This is a genomic window from Paracoccus sp. S3-43 (genome assembly GCF_029027965.1).
Taxonomy (GTDB): domain Bacteria; phylum Pseudomonadota; class Alphaproteobacteria; order Rhodobacterales; family Rhodobacteraceae; genus Paracoccus.
Map to the genome: position 1 here is coordinate 1287304 of NZ_CP119082.1, position 15708 is coordinate 1303011.

Here is a 15708-nt window from a genome sequence, read left to right on the forward strand (position 1 = left end):
TCGCGCCCCTCGACCCCGCGCAGCCCTTCGGATGCGGCCGATGAACCAAAGCTGCGCGTCGAAGCGGTCGGGAACGGTCACCGCCGGCTCGTGCGGGCGCAGGGCGTCCGCGCAGGCGTCAGTCATCGACCCCCACCATGACATCGGACGCCTTGATCACCGCCGAGGCGCGGCCGCCGACCTTCAGGCCAAGCTCTTTCACCGCGTCGTTGGTGATCGAGGCGGTGACGGTGCTGCCGCCCAGGTCGATGCGGACATGGCTGGTGACGGCCCCGGTGACGATCTCGGTCACGGTGCCGGGCAGGACCTTGCGGGCGCTGAGCTTCATGGGCTTTCTCCGAACAGGGTGGTGGTTCACAAGGCGGCCTGCCGGCAGGACTGGCGCAGCCACGAAAGGATCCGCGCCTCGTCCGCCGGCAGTTCCTGCGCGCGCCCGTCGGCAAAGGCCAGAAAGGCGTCGCGCCATTGCGGAGAGACGCCGACCAGCACCGGAATGCCCCGTTCGCAGGCTTCGCCGATGGCCGGGACCAGGCCGCGCCCCGCAGCCTCTTGCTTGCCGAACTTGTTGACGATCAGCGCCTGCGCGCCCGCCACCCGGCCTTGGACGACCATGACGGCCTGCTCCAACGCGCCGGGATCCAGGCGGCAGCCCGTCACCTCGGGCGACAGCGGGACGCTGACATCGCGCAACTCTCGATCCGGCAGCAGGGCCAGGACGATGTGGCACTGTTCGCCGGGGTGCCGCGCCTCGGGCGGTTGCAGGGTGCCCGCGAGCCGGATCCCTTCGGCCGCCAACGCATCCGCCACGGCGCACAGCACCGCATCGGTGCGCTTCTCTTCGTCCGAGCAAAGGTAACGGATGTCCATGAAGCCCCCGATCATGCCGCGCCGTTCGATAGGAATGATGGAACATATCGCAGGGCCTTGGCAAGGGGTTGCCGTCCCGCCTGTCCTGCGGCTTCGGAAGAGAGTCTTTCGCCCGAATTGGGCCCTTGCATTCCGCCAGGCTTCGATATGTCTGTCGGGATATAACGATTCGTCCTTGAGCCAAGGACAGCGCGGTCAGGAGGGGACAGATGCGCATGACGATGCGGGCGGGGCTGCTGGGGGCGGCCGTCTGGGTGATCCCGGCGGTGATCCCGGCGGTGGTCCTGGCACAGGATGCCGTGACGGGCGCGTGGCCCTTCGTGCTGGGGACCATCGTGCTGACCGCCGACGCCCCTCAGGATCGCGGCGGCACGTCCTCGACGATCAGCGACGGGGACATGCTGTTCTACAGCAAGGTCGCCGACATGATCCAGTCGGTGCCGACCGGCGCCCTGGACGACGAGGGCGGGCCGATCACCCAAAGCCGCAACGTGGGCGACGGCACCTACAAGGGCTTCGAGATCGCGGCCAGTTGGGACATCACCGACCGGATCGGTCTCGTGGCGAACTATACCTGGCTGGATCGCGACATCTCGGACCCGGTGCTGGCCGACCTGCGGCCCACGGACACGCCGCGCCAGACCGCCTTCCTGCGCCTCGACTGGCGGGCCACCGACCGCCTGACGGTCTCGCCCTCGCCGGAGGTCTCGGGGTCGCGGCTGTCGGAAAGCGCGGTCCAGCCCGAGGATCCGACCCTCATCGCCTATACCCGCATGGACGGCTCCGGGCTGGCGAATGTCGATGTGGACTGGCAGGCGACCGACCGGGCCAGCGTCGTCTTCGGCGTCAGGAACATCTTCGACCGCGACCACCAACTGGTCGTGCGCTTTCCCGGATAGAGGACTCTTGGTCGGGGGTGTCCGCCCCCTCAGATGGCGTTTGCCGGCTGTCGGCGGTCCGTCGGCGTTTCGCCGAGCAGAGGCAGCAGGGACCGGCCCTGCCTGGCGATCTCTTGCAGATAGGGGGTGTCGGACAGGATGAACTTGCTGATCCCCAGTTGCGCATATTTGCGCAGCGAGGATGCGACCTCTTCGGCCGTGCCGACCAGCCATGTGGTCGCAGCCCCGCCGGCACCGAACTTGCCGGGGGTGGTGTAAAGGTTCTCGTCCAGCACCTCGCCCTGCTGTTGCAGATCCAGAAGCCGCTGCTGCCCCTCGGCCACGACGCGGCGGTGATCGTGCCAGCCCGCGCCCTCGATCTGGGCCATCTTCGCCACCTTGGCCTCGGCCTCGCGCCAGGCTTGCTCGCTGGTATCGCGGATGAAGGTGGTGATGCGCAGCCCGAATTCCAGCGGCGGGCGGTCGCGGTCCAATTCGCGCGACAGCGACTTCAGCCGGGCGATGCGTTCGGCGATGCCGTCGCGCGGCTCGCCCCAGAACAGCTGCACATCGGCCTCGGCCGCGGCGACCCGTTCGGCGGCGGCCGAGGCCCCGCCGAAGTAAAGCGGCGGGTGCAGGCGGTCGCCGCGCGGCGTGATCCGAGGTTCTGCGGTGGAGTTCGTGACGCTGTAATGCTGGCCCCGATGGGTCACGTCGCGTTCCGTCCACAAGTGGCGCACCAGCCGCATGAATTCGCGGGTCCGGCCATAGCGATGCGCCTGGTCGCCCTCGCTGTCGCCATAGGCCTCGAAATCGTCCTTGCCCGAGACGATGTTGATGCGCACCCGCCCGCCGGACAGCTGGTCCAGGGTCGCCGCGGCCGAGGCGAACTGCGCGGGCTGCCAATAACCGGGGCGGATCGCGATCAGCGGGTTGAAGCGGGTGGTGCGCGCAGCCAGCGCCGTGCCGACGGTGAAGGTGTCGGGCCTGCCCCAGCCGGTGCCGATCAGCGCGCCCGCCCAGCCGTTATCCTCGACCGCGCGGGCCTGCGCCGTCAGGGTGTCCAGGCTGTTATGGTCGGGCACCGCCTCGTCGCCGCGATGGCCCGCGACCGCCTGGTTGGGGATATACCAAAGAAATTCAAGGTTCTGGGTCATGGTCTTCAACTTTGCGGCCGGGTCAGCGCTGCTGGCCCCAGCGGTGGATGGTGGCGCGTTCCAGCGTGGCGAAGACGACGTTTTCAACCAGCAGGCCGATCAGGATGACCATGGCGAGGCCCGCGAAGACCTGGTCGGTGTAAAGCTCGTTGCGGCTTTGGAAGATATACCAGCCCAGGCCGCCACGACCCGAGGATGCGCCGAAGACCAGTTCGGCCGCGATCAGCGTGCGCCAGGCGAAGGCCCAGCCGATCCGCAGCCCCGACACGATCGAGGGCAGGGCGGCGGGCACCAGGATCTGCGCGACGAAGCGCCAGCCGGTCAGCCCATAGTTGCGGCCCGCCATGCGCAGCGTTTCGGGCACCGCCTGAAAGCCGGAAAAGATGTTCAGCGCCAGCGGCCACAGCACCGAATGGACCAGCACGAAGACCAGGCTGGCCTGTCCCAGCCCGAACCACAGCAGCGCCAGCGGCAGCAGCGCGATGGCGGGCAACGGGTTGAACATCGCCGTCAGCGTCGACAGCAGGTCGCGCCCGAACCGGGTCGAGATCGCCAGCGTCGTCAGCAGGAACGCCAGCACGATCCCGGCCAGATAGCCCTTGAGCAGCACCCCGATCGAAATCGCGGCCCGTTCCAGCAGCACGCCGTCGCGGATGCCGTCGACAAAGACGCGGGCGGTGGCGGTGAAGGTCGGCAGCAGCAGCGGGTTGCCTTGCAGCCGGGCGGCGGCTTCCCAGATCAGGGCGATGGCGGCGATGATGACCAGGCGGCGCAGCCAGTCCTGCGACCACAGCCGGGCGGTCAGCGGAATGACGCGTTCGACCGGAGCATCCTCGAAGGGCGGCAGATCGCGTTCGTATTCGGGCCGGATCGGCGGGTGCAGGGCGGTCATGCGGCCTCTACCGGGTCGGAAAACAGCATGTCGTGGATTCGGTTGGCGGCGGCTTGGAAATCGCGCCCGCCCAGGCTGTGCAGGTCCCAGCCGTGGCAGTTGATCTCGGCCCGAACCCGGCCCGGACGCGGCGACAGCAGGGCGACGCGGTTGCCGACGACCAGGGCTTCCTCGATCGAATGGGTGACGAAGATCAGCGTGAAGCGCACCTCGTCCCACAGATGCAGCAGCTCTTCCTGCATCTTGCGCCGCGTCAGCGCGTCCAGCGCGGCGAAGGGTTCGTCCATCAGCAGCACGCGCGGGCGCGAGGCAAGCGCGCGGGCAATGGCGACGCGCTGCTTCATGCCGCCGGAAAGCTGGTGCGGATGGCTGTCGCGAAAAGCGGCCAGGCCGACCTTGGCGATGGCGTCCAGGGCGCGTTCCCGCGCCTCGGCGCGCGGCACGCGGGTCGCCAGCAGCGGGAACATCACGTTGCCCAGCACGGTTTTCCAGGGCGGCAGCTGGTCGAATTCCTGAAACACCACGATCCGGTCGGCGCCGGGGCCGGTGACAGGGCGGCCGTCCAGGATGATGCGGCCCTCGGTCGGGGGGATGAAACCCGCGATGGCTTTCAGCAGCGTGGACTTGCCGCAGCCTGACGGCCCCAACAGCACGAAGCGGTCGGCCTGATAGACATCCAGGTCGACGCGATGGGTTGCCCGGATCACCCGGTCGCGGGTGGCATATTCCAGCGTCACCCCGTCGACCCGCAGCAGCGGATCGGGCAGGGGCGGCGCGGCGGTGGCCGTGCGGGCGTCAAGGCCGGTCATCAGCATCGCGGCGCCCTTAGCTTCCCGCATCGACGCGCGGATCGGCGAAGAAATAATCCGAGATTTGCGTCGGTTCGGTGCGGATCGCGCCCACGCGGTGCAGGAACTGGCCCAGGCCCAGGGTGTTTTCCGGCTGGATCTTGAAGGTCACCTCGTCGCTGGTGATAACGTCCAGCAACAGCTTGCGGTCGGTCTTGGCGCCGGTGACCTTCAGATAGATATCCGCCGCCTCCTGGGGATGGGCATCCACGAAGGCCGCGGCCTCCTCCAGCGCGCCCAGCAGCGCCTGATAGGTTTTCGGGCTGTCCTGATAGAAATCCTCGGTCGCGTAAAGCAGCGTCGAGGAGGCCGGCCCGCCCAGCACGTCATAGGAGCTGAGGATCACATGCGCGTCGGGGTTCTGCGCCAGTTCCTGTTCCTGGAAGGGCGGATTGGCGAAATGGCCGGTGATCTCGGTCCCGCCGGAAATGATCGCGGCGGCCGCCTCGGGATGGGGCAGCGCCACGGTGATCTCGTCCAGGCGGTCGAACTGGTCGTCGCCCCATTCCTTGGCCGCCGCGAATTGCAGGATCCGCGCCTGGACCGAGACGCCGACGGCGGGCAAGGCGATGCGATCGCGGTCGGTCAGGTCGGCGATGGTCTTCACCTCGGGCCGGTTCGAGATCAGGTAGTTCGGGAAGTTCCCCAGCGAGGCCACCGCCTTGACGGTCTGCCCGCCCCTGGTGCGGTCCCAGATGGTGAACAGCGGCCCGACGCCGGCGGCGGCCACGTCGATGCTGCCCGACAGCAGCGCGTCGTTGACGGCGGCGCCCCCGGACAGTTGCAGGAACTCGACCTCGATATCGACGCCCTGTTCCTTGCCGTGCTTTTCGATCAGCTGCTGGTCCTTGGCGACGTTGAGCAGCAGATAGACGACGCCGAACTGCTCGGCGATGCGCAGCTTGCCTTCCTCGGCCTGGGCGGCGACCGCCGACAGAGCGGCGATGCTGGCACCCATCACAAGGGCGGCGAGGGGACGAAAATACCGTGTCATCGGGCGGGCTCCTTTAATCTCTAGCGCGATAGTCGTCTAAAAACTCGGGACGGGGCAAGGGACCGGCGGGACGGGGCGGGCAGTTTGGAACAACGCCGTCGTCAAACCGCCCCTGCGCAGAAGGGTGCTTTCGCGGGACATCCTGGAAAGAGAAGCTTCACCCCTGCCGTCAGCTTCCGCCAGGCGGCGGCCCGGCCCGATAGGCGGCAATGGCTGCGGCCAGCGTGTCGCGTTCCTGGCAGCCCTGGGGGCAGAACAGCGTCAGCATCTCCAGATTGGCGCGCGCCGATTCGAGGTCGCCAAGGGTTAGAAACAGCTCGCCCTGATATTCCAGCGCCGGCCGGTGCGCCGGATCGTAGAACAGGGCCTCTCGATACCATCTGCCGGCGTCGTATTCACCGGAATATATCCGCGCCCGGATCGCCGACAGGTCGGGCAGATCGTCCGAGGGCGGCGTGTCCACCGCCCCCGCCGCCGAGGCCGCCAGCCTGTCGCCGCTGATCCGTCCGCTGGACCTGACCGAGGACGACATCGCGGCGCTGGTGGCCTTTCTGAACGTGCTGTGATCACGCGGCGATCGCCGCCGTCGCCCGGTCGCGCAGCAGGTCCGCCAGCCCGGCGGATTGGGTCAGCTGTTCGGGGATCGAGCTGGATTCCCACGCCACCCCGCGCATCGGATGGCCTAGGGCGAACAGATCGCCCGTGACGCCGCCGTCGCGGCCGATCACCTCGCCCCGTTCGGTCGCGTCGACGCCGAAGCCCGTCGCATGGGGCCGGACCGCGCCGGATGTCAGCAACTGCCGGGGCAGGGGTGCGGTGACGCGCCGCCAGTCATGTTCCTGGTGCCCCCGGCAGTCGATCACCGCGTCGAAACTCAGCGCCTTGCTGGCGCGCGACCCGCGCGGGCGGATGGTGGCGGTCAGCCCCTCAGGCCCGGCGGCGAGGCCGATCAGGCGCGCCGCGCTGGCGGTGAAGCGGCCCTCGGCCCGCGCGCGTTCGACGGCGGCGAAGGAGGGCGGGGCGGCGCGGTGCAGCGACACGTCCCACAGCGCGCGCAGATGGCGGTTGAAGCGCAACCGCTCGGCCGTCGCCGCCCCCTGCGACAGGGGCAGGATATGCCCCCGCAGCCCGCCCAGCAGCGATTGCCAGTCGCCCCCTGCCGCAACGATGGCCTTGCGTTGGGCGTTCACCGCCCGCAGCAACCCGCGCGCGGTCCGGGGCAGCGCCGCGGCGTCCAGAAATTCCGGCGCATCCTCGGGCGGCAGGCGGCGCGGCTCGATCAGGTGGCCCCGGCGCGAGATGGCGTGATAGCGGCCGCGATGGCCCCGCGATTCGAGGCTGGCGACCATGTCCACCATCGACAGCGAGGCGCCGATCAGCAGCACGTCGCCAGTGCCCGCGATCCGGTCAAGCGCCTGGGGATCCCAGGGGTCGCGGACATGACGCGGATCGTCCAGGGCGGCAGCGCCATCCGCAAAGGGGAACACGCCGGTGGCAAGCACGACCTGATCGGCAGCGATGCGTTTGTCGCCTGCCGTGCGGGCGATCCATCCGCCGCCTTCGCGCGTCAGGGCGGTCAGGCTGTCGCGCAGATGCTCGACCGTGGCGCGTCCCTGGGCGGTGTGGATGGCGCGGTCCAGTTCCCGGACGACATAGGTGCCGAAGACGCGGCGGGGAATGAAGCTGTCGGTCAGATCGCCATTCGGCGGGGTCCAGTCGCCATCGGGGCCGTGGCTGCGCACCCAGTCCGCCAGATGGTCCGGCGCGTCGGGATGAACCGAGAAATGTAAGGTCGGGCCGTTCACCAGATGCACCGTCTCGGCCGTGCTGTAGGCGAGGCCGCGCCCGATCTCGGGCCTTGGCTCGGCGATGACGATGCGCAGCGGACGGTCCTGTTCCAGCAGGCGCAGGGCCAGCACGGCCCCCGCAAAGCCGCCGCCGACGATCAGGATGGTCGGCGGAACGGGAACGGCGGGCGGCGGGGCGATGTTCATCAGAGTCCTTTCGGTCTTGGAAAAATCAGGCTGCGTCCGACCAGGCGGGCGACCAGGCGGGGACGGCGCCCGCTTCCTGCCGCAGCCATGTCAGAAGGTCGGCGATGGCGGGGTCGTGCAGCGCGTGGTCGGGCGCCACGAAGTAGTAGGCGGCCGAGATCGGCCAGGGTTCGCCGAACGGGCTGACCAGCCGCCCGCTGGCCAGATCGGCCTCGGCCAGGCGCAGCTTGCCCAACGCCAAGCCCTTGCCGGCCGCCGCCGCCTCGAGCGCCAGCGAGGATTGCTGCAACCGGATGCCGCTGCGCGCCGTCTCGGCGGGCGGCACGTCATGGCCGGTCAGCCAGCGTTCCCAGTCGGGGCAGGAGGTGTCGTTTTCGGGGCCGGTCTCGTGCAGCAGCACCACGTCATGGGCCAGCGCGGCGGGACCGCGCGCGGCCAGGTCATGCGCGGCGGCCAGATCGGGGCTGCATACCGGCAGCACGGCCTCGGACATCAGGTGATGGACCTGAAGGCCGGGATAATGCCCGCTGCCATAGCGGATGGCGCAATCGGCCCCGTCCTCGCCAAAGCCGGTCAGGCCGACCGATGCCTCGATCGCCAGTTCCAGCCCCGGCACCGCGTCATGCAGCGCGTCGAGGCGCGGCATCAGCCATTTCATCGCGAAGGACGGCGGGACCGAGATCCGCAGCGGCGCCGTATGCCGGGCCACGCCCGACAGCGTGCCCAGCATCAACTGGAACGCCTCGTCCAGGCCGGGCAGGATCGCCTGGGCCAGCGGCGTCGGTTCCAGCACCCCCCGGTTGCGCAGGAACAGCGGCCCGCCCAGATGATCCTCCAGCAGGCGGACCTGCTGGCCGATGGCGGCGGTCGAGACGTGCAGTTCCGCCGCCGCCGCGCCGAAACTGCGGTGCCGCGCCGACACAACGAAGGCGCGCAGCGCGTTCAGCGACGGCATCCGCGCCATGGTCATCCGCCTGGCAAGATCGGCGTCCCCTGTCGGCATCCCCGGCCATTTCCTTTCGCGTGTTCCGTCCGAAACCTAAGCAACGGCAGGGCCGATGCCGATTCCAAAGACCGGCGGAAAAGGGAAAGCCGCGACCTGCCGAGGCGGGGGATCGGGGAAGATTAAACCCAAGGGGCGGGGCGCCCGGCCACCACCCTGGCGGAAAGATTTTCTTTCTTCCGCGCAATGCTGAACTGTCCGCAGGCAGGTTCTTCTCCGTGAGCGCGATTGCGGGACAGATTCCTCCCCCAGCGGGGCGCAATTAAACTACAGTGAAACTATCGACATTACCCGGCCGCTCCCTGACCTTTGGGGGCAGACAAAACGGAAGGTTGCCCATGCCCCGCATCACATATCCCCTGCTTTCCCTGGCCCTTGGCCTTGCGGTCGCATCGCCGATGGCCCACGCCGCCGAGCCGCTGCTGGACGAGGTTCCGCCCGGCACCGTCCTGCGCATCGGCGATCCGGTCACCCAGAAGGCGCTGGAGATCTCGGGTCTGATCGACGAGTTGAGCTTCGAGGTGGAATGGGCCAATATCAGCGGCGGCCCGCAGGGCAGCGAGGCGTTCCGGGCCAAGGCGCTCGACGTGTCCACCGTGGCCGAGATCCCCTCGATCCACGCCACCTGGACCGACCTGCCGGTGCGCAACATCGCCTATCGCGAACGCGAGGATCCGATCGCCCATCCCGTCTATCGCTTTGGCGTCACCCCGGCGCTCGGCGATCAGATCGACGGCCTTGAAGATTTCAAGGGCCGCCGCGTCGCCTATAGTCCCGGCCAGGCGCAGGGTGCGCTTGTGTTGCGCGCGCTGGAGGCGGCGGGCCTGACCCGCGACGACGTGACGCTGGTCGAACTGCCCAGCACCGGCGATGTCTATCCCGTCGCCTTGGCGGCGGGACAGGTGGACATCGCGCCGCTGGGCGGCGTCAATATCGCCCGCTATCTGTCGCAATACGGCGATGACGGCGCGCGGACCATCGACCACGGGTTGCGCGACGATCCCAGCCATCTCTGGGCGCCGCAAGAGGTTCTGGACGATCCCGCCAAGGCGGCGGCCTTGGCCGAATATGTCAGGCTGTGGGCGCGGGCGACCGAATGGATCAACGACCACCCCGAGGAATACATCCAGGGCTATTACGTCAAGGACCAGAACCTGTCCTACGAGGATGGCAAGGCCGCCGTCGAGCAGACCGGCCGGCAGGTGATCCCGTCCAACTGGGACGAGGTGATCGAACGCCATACCCACACCATCGCCCTGCTGGCCGAAGCCACCGGCAACGAACCCTTCGACGCCGAGGACCTCTTCGACCGCCGCTTTGAAAAGCTGGCCGCCGAGGCCCTGTCCGAGGGATCCAGCGCGACGAAGAAACAGGAACTGATCCAATGACCCTGATCGCGACCGACGATTTCAAGCCGCGCGCCGAGCCGGCCTCGACCCTCGATCCCCGGCGGCGCAGCAGCGCGCGGGTCCGGCTTGGCCCCGGCCCGGCCATCCCCTTCGGAATGCAGATCGGCAGCATCGGGCTGGTGGTGCTGTGGACGCTGGGATCGGCCCTGGGGCTGATCGACCCGCGTATCCTGTCGGCGCCCTGGACGGTGATCGAGGCGTTCGGCAAGCTGATCGCCGAGGGACGGTTGCAGGAGCATTTCACCATCTCGACCTGGCGGGCGGTCACCGGGCTGGTGATCGGCGTCGCCATCGGCACGGTGCTGGCGGTGATCGCCGGGCTGTCGCGGTGGGGCGAGGCGATCATCGACGGCCCCGTCCAGATCAAGCGTGCGGTGCCGACGCTGGCGCTGATCCCGCTTCTGATGCTGTGGTTCGGCATCGGCGAGGAGATGAAGATCATCACCATCGTGCTGGCGGTGATCGTGCCGATCTATATCCACACCCACAACGCCCTGCGCGGCATCGACAACCGCTATGTCGAGCTGGCCGAGACGCTGAACCTGTCGCGATGGGCCTTCATCCGGCAGGTGGTGCTGCCCGGCGCGCTTCCCGGATTTCTGCTGGGGCTGCGCTTTGCCGTCACGCTGTGCTGGGTGTCGCTGGTCGTGGTGGAACAGGTGAACGCCACCAGCGGCCTCGGCTACATGATCAACCTGGCGCGCACCTATGGCCAGACCGAGATCATCATCGCCGGCATCGTCGTCTATGCGGTCCTGGGCCTTGCATCCGACGCCGCCGTCCGCCTTGTCGAAAGGAGGGCCCTGTCATGGCGCCGCACCCTGTCCCAGTGACCCGCTTCACGGTCGAGACGCACAACCTCTATCGCGGCTTCAACGGCCGCACCATCCTGGCCGGTCTGGACCTGACCATCCGGCGGGGCGAGTTCGTGGCCCTGCTGGGCCGGTCCGGGTCGGGCAAAAGCACCTTCCTGAAGGCGCTGGCCGAACTGGACCATGACGTGACCGGATCGGGCCGCCTGGACGTGCCGCAGAACCGCTCGGTGGTGTTCCAGGACGCCCGCTTGCTGCCCTGGCGCACGGTGTTGCAGAACGTCACCCTGGGCCTGCGCCATGCCGACGATGCCGGGCGGCGGATGCTGCGAGAGGTCGGGCTGGCCGGGCGCGAGGCGTCCTGGCCGGTGGAACTGTCGGGCGGCGAACAGCAGCGGGTGGCGCTGGCGCGGTCGCTGGTGCGCGAACCCGAACTGCTGCTGGCGGACGAACCCTTCGGCGCGCTGGACGCGCTGACCCGGATCAGGATGCATGTCCTGCTCAAGGAACTCTGCGCCCGCCATCAGCCCTCGGTCCTGTTGGTGACGCATGATGTGGACGAGGCGATCGCGCTCGCCGACCGGATCCTGGTGCTGGAGGACGGCGCCTTCGTCGAGGATCTGGCCATCGACCTGCCCAGCCCCCGCGAACCCGACAACCCGCGCTTCGGCCAGCTTCGCCGCCACCTGCTGGGCAAGCTGGGCGTCGCCACGCATTGAGGAACACCGCCGTGACCAAGCGACAACTGAACCTGAACCTGTTCATCTATCCCGGCGGCCATCACGAGGCGGGCTGGCGTTACCACGGGTCCGATCCCGGCCGGGTGCTGGACATCCGCTTCTATCAGGAACTGGCGCAAAAGGCCGAGGCCGCGAAATTCGACGCGCTGTTCTTCGCCGACGGCCCGGCGCTGGCCGACAACATCCGCCATGCCGCGCGCTTCCGGCTGGAGCCGCTGACCACCATCACCGCGCTGGCCACCGCGACCAGCCGGATCGGCCTGATCGCCACGGCCTCGACCACCTATAACGAGCCCTACAACCTGGCGCGGTTCTTCGCCTCGGTCGATCATATCTCGGGCGGGCGCGTGGGCTGGAACATCGTCACCACAAGCGCCCGGCAGGCGGCCGAGAATTTCGGCCTCGACGCCCATCCCGCCCATGGCGACCGCTATGGCCGCGCGCATGAATTCCTGGACGTGGTGACGAAGCTGTGGGACAGCTGGCAGGACGACGCTGTCGTCAACGACCCCGACAGCGGCGTCTTTGCCGACGACACGCGCATCCATGCCATCGACCACCGGGGCGAACATTTCCGGGTGCGCGGTCCGCTGAACATCCCGCGCGGCCCGCAGGGACGCCCGGTCTATGTCCAGGCCGGATCCTCCGAGGACGGCCGCCATTTCGCCGCGCTTCACGCCGAGGCGATCTTCACCGCGCACCAGACGCTGGCAAGCGCGCAGGCCTTCTATGCCGACATCAAGGCGCGGGCGCGCAGCGTCGGGCGCAACCCCGACCATATCAAGGTGCTGCCGGGGATCAGCCCCTACATCGGGTCCACCGAGGCCGAGGCGCAGGCGCTGCATGACGAATTCAACAGCCTGACGCAGCCCGCCTATTCGCTGCATGTGTTGCGGCAGATGACCGGGCTGGATCTCTTGGGCCACGACCTCGACGGTCCCTTCCCGCGCCACCTGATCGCCCCCGACAACGACCGGGCCGAGGCCAGCCGCTTCAAGCTGGTCCTGGACATCGTCGACCGCGAAAGCCCCACGATCCGGCAGTTGATGCACCGGCTGGCCGGCGCGCGCGGCCATTGGGTCGTAGTGGGCACCCCGGAACAGATCGCCGACGCCATCCAGACCTGGTTCGAGGGCGGCGCGGCCGACGGCTTCAACGTGATGCCGCCCTGGATCCATGGCGGCTTCGACGCCTTCGTCGATCATGTCCTGCCGATCCTGCGCCGGCGCGGCCTGTTCCGCGACGATTACGACGCGGACACCCTGCGCGGCCATTACGGCCTGCCGCGCCCCGACAGCCTTTACGCCAACCCCATCAAGAAAAGCGCCTGACATGACCCAACCACGCCAGATCAAGCTGGGCGCCTTCCTGATGGCGACCGGCCACCATGTCGCCGCCTGGCGCCACCCGGATGCCCAGGCCGATGCCGGGGTGAACGTCGCCCATTACCGTCAGATCGTCCAGACCGCCGAAAAGGCCAGGTTCGACTTGGTCTTCGTGGCCGACAGCCCGGCGGGCTGGCCCCGCGCCAAAGAGCCCGAGGCCCGGCAGCGGTCCAGCCAGGGCGCCCATTTCGAACCGCTGACGCTGTGGTCGGCACTGTCGCAGGTGACGGAGAACATCGGCTTCGTCGCCACCGCCTCGACCACCTACGAGGATCCCTACCTGCTGGCTCGCCGCTTCGCCTCGCTGGATCACCTGTCGGGCGGGCGGGCGGCCTGGAATGTGGTGACGACCGGCGCGGATGTGTCACACAACTTTTCCATCTCGGGCCATCCGGCCCATGCCGACCGCTATGCCCGGGCCGAAGAGTTCGTGGATCTGGTCCTGGACCTGTGGGATTCGCACGAGGACGGGGCGTTTCTGCGCGACAAGGACAGCGGCATCTATGTCGATCTGGACCGCGTGCATCAGGTGAACCACAAGGGCACGCATTTCTCGGTCCGCGGGCCGCTGAACATTCCGCGACCGCCGCAGGGCCATCCGGTGGTGGTACAGGCCGGCGCATCCGAGCCCGGCCGCCGGCTGGCCGCCCGCACGGCGGAGGTGATCTTTACCGCCAACCAGACGCTGGCCGACGCACAGGCTTTCTATGCCGATATCAAGGGCCGGCTGGCCGCCTTTGGCCGGCACCCGGACCAGTTGCTGATCGCGCCGGGGATCTTTCCCGTGCTGGGGGGAACCGAGGCCGAGGCGCGCCGCAACCACGAGGAAATCCAGAACCTGATCCATCCGGCCATCGCATGGGAGATACTGTCGCGCCATTACCAGGGCCGCGACCTGTCGGGCTATTCTCTGGACGACAGGGCACCGCCGCTTCCCGACAGCACCGAGCTGAACAAGAGCCGCCTGGCCCTTGTCACCGATCTGGTCGAACGCGGCAACCTGACGCTGCGTCAGCTTTACCTTGCCGTCGCGGGCGCGCGCGGGCACCGCGAGGTGGTGGGCACGCCCGAACAGATCGCCGAGGCGATGCAGGACTGGTTCGACCACGGCGCGGCGGATGCCTTCAACATCATGCCGCCGGTCCTGCCCAAGGGCCTTGACGACTTCGTGGCCGAGGTCGTGCCGATCCTGCGCCGGCGCGGGCTGTTCCGCGAGGATTACGAAGGCCCGACCCTGCGCGAGAACCTGGGCCTCGCGCGGCCCCAGAACCGCTTCGCGGCACGGCGCAGGGTGACGGCGGCGGAATGACGGATGCGAAGAAGGGCGCGGCCGCGCGTCCGCAATGGCTGGTGCCGCTGGTCCTGTCGGTGGCGCTGTTCATGGAGAACATGGATTCGACCGTGATCGCGACATCCCTGCCGGCGATCGCGGCCGATATCGGCACGACGCCCATCGCGCTGAAGCTGGCCTTCACCGCCTATTTCCTGGCGCTGGCGATCTTCATCCCGATCAGCGCCTGGGCGGGCGACCGCTTCGGTCCGACGCGGGTGTTCCGCGCGGCGATCCTGGTGTTCATGCTGGGATCGCTGGGCTGCGCCTTCGCCACCTCGCTGGAGGGCTTCGTCGCCGCGCGGTTTCTGGGCGGGATGGGCGGGGCAATGATGACGCCGCTGGCCCGGCTGATGCTGTATCGCATCACGCCCCGCGCCGGGCTGATGCGGGCGACGGCGACGATGACCATTCCGGCGGTCGTCGCGCCGCTGGTCGGGCCGCTGGTCGGCGGGGCGCTGACCACCTTCGCGGGCTGGCAGTGGATCTTCCTGGTCAACCTGCCGGTCGGACTGGCGGGGATCGTCGCCGTCGGGCTTCTGGTCCGCGACGTGCCCCCTGTGCCGGTGCGGGCGCTGGACCGGCGCGGCTTCGTGCTGCTGGCGGCGGCGTTTTCCGGGCTGATGTCGGGGCTGTCGCTGGTCAGCCTGCCGATCTTGCCGGTCTGGGCGGCGCTGGCGCTGACCGCGTTCGGGCTGGCCTCGGGCGGGGCCTATCTGCGCCATGCCGCGCGCCATCCCGCGCCGCTTCTGGATCCGGCGCTGTTTCGCGACCCGGTGTTTCGCGGCGCCACCACGGCCACGATGATGTTTCTCATCGGCGCGGGGGCGGTGCCGTTCCTGCTGCCGCTGATGCTGCAACTGGGCTTCGGCCTGACCGCCTATCAGGCGGGCGCGATCACCTTCGCGGGCGGAATCGGCGCGATCAGCGCCAAGCTGATCTCGACCCAGGTCTTCGCCAGCCACGGCTTTCGCAACCCGCTGATCCTGGCGGTGGTGCTGTCGGCGATGGGGCTGGCGATCAAGGGGTGGCTCACGCCCGAGACGCCGCATCTGCTGATCGCCGGGCTGCTGGTGACCGGCGGCGTTCTGCGGTCGCTGTTCTTCACCGGCCAGCATGTGCTGACCATATCCGAGATCCCCGCCGAAAGCGCGGGCGCCGCCCTGGCGCTGACCACCGTGTTGCGCCCCATCGCCACCGCGCTTGGCGTGGCCCTGGCGGGGGGCGTTCTGGAACAGGTCAGCCAGGGCGGAGCGCTGACGCTGGACGCCTTTCACATGGCGTTCTTCGTGCTGGCCTGCTTTTCTGCGGCTGCCATCCTGCCGCTGCTGCGGCTGCCCGCCGGGTCCGGCGGCGAAATGTCCGGCCATGTCCTGCCCGGCCGGGCCACCCCTTGAAC

General features: G+C 68.7%; 16 protein-coding genes. 7 read left to right on the forward strand and 9 right to left on the reverse strand.

From position 1 onward, the window contains the following. Nucleotides 1–118: 118 nt before the first annotated feature. On the reverse strand, nt 119–328 hold the full coding sequence (locus PXD02_RS06610) for a TOBE domain-containing protein (protein ID WP_275106034.1): 210 nt from the start codon (nt 326–328) through the stop codon (nt 119–121). A 26-nt stretch (nt 329–354) separates the two neighbouring features. Beyond that, nucleotides 355–882 (reverse strand): DUF2478 domain-containing protein, encoded by a 528-nt coding sequence (locus PXD02_RS06615; RefSeq protein ID WP_275106035.1) that lies wholly within the window; start codon nt 880–882, stop codon nt 355–357. Between the two features lie 194 nt (nt 883–1076). Here PXD02_RS06615 and PXD02_RS06620 point away from each other — a divergent pair, with 194 nt between their 5' ends. Next, nucleotides 1077–1766 (forward strand): TonB-dependent receptor domain-containing protein, encoded by a 690-nt coding sequence (locus PXD02_RS06620; RefSeq protein WP_275106036.1) that lies wholly within the window; start codon nt 1077–1079, stop codon nt 1764–1766. Nucleotides 1767–1795: 29 nt separating this feature from the next. Here PXD02_RS06620 and PXD02_RS06625 read toward each other — a convergent pair whose 3' ends face one another. The 7 genes from PXD02_RS06625 to PXD02_RS06655 form a co-directional block, all read right to left on the reverse strand. Beyond that, nucleotides 1796–2902, reverse strand: a complete 1107-nt coding sequence (locus PXD02_RS06625) for an LLM class flavin-dependent oxidoreductase (protein ID WP_275106037.1) — start codon at nt 2900–2902, stop codon at nt 1796–1798. Between the two features lie 22 nt (nt 2903–2924). Further along, a complete protein-coding gene (locus PXD02_RS06630; RefSeq protein ID WP_275106038.1) occupies nt 2925–3794 on the reverse strand; it encodes an ABC transporter permease in 870 nt (289 codons plus the stop codon). Next, complete coding sequence (locus tag PXD02_RS06635) at nt 3791–4609, reverse strand: ABC transporter ATP-binding protein (RefSeq protein ID WP_275106039.1); 819 nt, start codon at nt 4607–4609, stop codon at nt 3791–3793. The genes PXD02_RS06630 and PXD02_RS06635 overlap by 4 nt, the downstream gene beginning before the upstream one ends. A 10-nt stretch (nt 4610–4619) precedes the next feature. Continuing rightward, on the reverse strand, nt 4620–5636 hold the full coding sequence (locus PXD02_RS06640) for an ABC transporter substrate-binding protein (RefSeq protein ID WP_275106040.1): 1017 nt from the start codon (nt 5634–5636) through the stop codon (nt 4620–4622). 169 nt (nt 5637–5805) lie between these two features. Then, complete coding sequence (locus tag PXD02_RS06645) at nt 5806–6099, reverse strand: hypothetical protein (RefSeq protein WP_275106041.1); 294 nt, start codon at nt 6097–6099, stop codon at nt 5806–5808. Nucleotides 6100–6202: 103 nt separating this feature from the next. Beyond that, nucleotides 6203–7630: an FAD/NAD(P)-binding protein gene (locus PXD02_RS06650; RefSeq protein WP_275106042.1), complete on the reverse strand. Its 1428-nt coding sequence runs from the start codon at nt 7628–7630 to the stop codon at nt 6203–6205. 25 nt (nt 7631–7655) lie between these two features. Continuing rightward, nucleotides 7656–8633 (reverse strand): LysR substrate-binding domain-containing protein, encoded by a 978-nt coding sequence (locus PXD02_RS06655; RefSeq protein ID WP_275106043.1) that lies wholly within the window; start codon nt 8631–8633, stop codon nt 7656–7658. Between the two features lie 338 nt (nt 8634–8971). Between PXD02_RS06655 and PXD02_RS06660 the strand changes: the two genes are divergently transcribed. The 6 genes from PXD02_RS06660 to PXD02_RS06685 are packed head-to-tail and all read left to right on the forward strand — an operon-like array spanning nt 8972 to nt 15706. Beyond that, complete coding sequence (locus tag PXD02_RS06660; protein WP_275106044.1) at nt 8972–10021, forward strand: ABC transporter substrate-binding protein; 1050 nt, start codon at nt 8972–8974, stop codon at nt 10019–10021. Further along, nucleotides 10018–10875, forward strand: a complete 858-nt coding sequence (locus PXD02_RS06665) for an ABC transporter permease (protein ID WP_275106045.1) — start codon at nt 10018–10020, stop codon at nt 10873–10875. The genes PXD02_RS06660 and PXD02_RS06665 overlap by 4 nt, the downstream gene beginning before the upstream one ends. Further along, nucleotides 10851–11573 carry an ABC transporter ATP-binding protein gene (locus PXD02_RS06670; RefSeq protein WP_275106046.1) on the forward strand — a complete coding sequence of 241 codons (723 nt, stop codon included), beginning with the start codon at nt 10851–10853 and terminating at the stop codon, nt 11571–11573. The genes PXD02_RS06665 and PXD02_RS06670 overlap by 25 nt, the downstream gene beginning before the upstream one ends. A gap of 11 nt (nt 11574–11584) precedes the next feature. Next, nucleotides 11585–12925 (forward strand): LLM class flavin-dependent oxidoreductase, encoded by a 1341-nt coding sequence (locus PXD02_RS06675; RefSeq protein ID WP_275106047.1) that lies wholly within the window; start codon nt 11585–11587, stop codon nt 12923–12925. A gap of 1 nt (nt 12926) precedes the next feature. After that, nucleotides 12927–14288, forward strand: coding sequence for an LLM class flavin-dependent oxidoreductase (locus PXD02_RS06680; RefSeq protein WP_275106048.1), 1362 nt, complete (start codon nt 12927–12929; stop codon nt 14286–14288). Next, nucleotides 14285–15706, forward strand: a complete 1422-nt coding sequence (locus PXD02_RS06685; protein ID WP_275106049.1) for an MFS transporter — start codon at nt 14285–14287, stop codon at nt 15704–15706. Before PXD02_RS06680 ends, PXD02_RS06685 begins: the two co-directional genes overlap by 4 nt. Nucleotides 15707–15708: the final 2 nt, after the last annotated feature.